Genomic DNA, 1,392 nt, shown 5'->3' on the forward strand with positions numbered 1-1,392 from the left:
AACAACTTTGAAGGAGAATTTTGCGTTTATACGAACTTCGTACAAAAACAACTTTGAAGGAGAATTTTGCGTTTATACGAACTTCGTACAAAAACAACTTTGAAGGAGAATTTTGCGTTTATACGAACTTCGTACAAAAACAACTTTGAAGGAGAATTTTGCGTTTATACGAACTTCAAGTAACAGATTCGCATAAACGCCGATAAACAATAATTTGAAAGAATTTCATGTATGATGAATTTCGTGGTATCATATCAAAAAATACGAATCAGAAATATTCCATAGTAGAGTTTCTTCTAAACTGGAAGCATTTCCATCAACTTTAAAATCTGTGTTTAGGCGAATTTCAAATAATTCACAACACTTTCAATAAAACGAAACTCTTTTCTCGATCAGAATTGGCGAGGATCCTACATTCATTGTTCTTGGGAGCAATCTTGTTTATGTAAACATGGCAAAGTTCATATTAACCGAGGAAAATAAGACTTAACTCTTATTGAGAGTCACCGCAGTTAAGATATCAGCTGTTCTTGAAGCCAATGCATGTTTAGACGAACTTCGTATAACCTGCAACCGATCCATAAAATAAACTTATTTTCTCAATATAAGTCGTCGGAGGTTCGACATGAGTTGTTCCTGAAAACCCGCGCTTTTATGCGAACTTCGTATAACCTGCAACCCATTCGTAAAATAAAATCTTTCCAATCAGAGTTGTCGGAGGTACGACATGAGTAGTTCCTGAAAGCAATGCGCGTTTAGGCGAACTTCGTATAATTCGTCAAAGGAAGACAGAGTTTTGCTCGAACGCATTCCTTCGAAATCCTCTATCCAACATTTGGATAATACACCACGCGTTTCGGAGAATTTCGCCTAACTTGCAACCTTTCTATAAAATAAAGTTCTCCACTGAGTGAGTAACTTCGAAGTTACGAAGCCAATCATTCTTTTTGAAAGCCTTTTAGTTAGAATTTGGTTTCGAACAATTTACGATTTCTCATTCGAAAGAGAAAAATGATCTTAGAAATTCCCCAAAAATCTAAGAACGATGTGGGAACTCCCCGTTTGAATCGACTTTAGATTCGAAATCTAATTATGGAACGAAAGACAAGCCGCCTGTAGGATCTCTTGCGATTTTTTTTTTGCGATTTTGGATCAAACACGGATTACTAAATTTGTACTACTATCGACCTCGTCCAACTATCTTTACTTTTTCTTTTAAATGCAATTTAATTTTCAGAACGTCATAAGGGGTCTTTCCGAAAAGTCCTCCGTGTGGCCTGAGCATATTGTAATAGTCTTCCCATTCCGATAATTATTTACTCAAATCAACATCATCCTTATATTCAAAAAGCTGATAAAACTCAGATTTATCAGTACGATGCGAACGTTCAA

At 35.8% G+C, this 1,392-nt stretch carries 1 pseudogene; it reads right to left on the reverse strand.

Features of this window, described 5'->3' with window-relative positions:
* Positions 1–1,180 precede the first annotated feature (1,180 nt).
* Positions 1,181–1,392: pseudogene (locus DLM75_RS24810) on the reverse strand (integrase core domain-containing protein); the annotation flags it as partial.

Source organism: Leptospira stimsonii (genome assembly GCF_003545885.1).
In the GTDB taxonomy this organism is placed as follows: domain Bacteria; phylum Spirochaetota; class Leptospiria; order Leptospirales; family Leptospiraceae; genus Leptospira; species Leptospira stimsonii.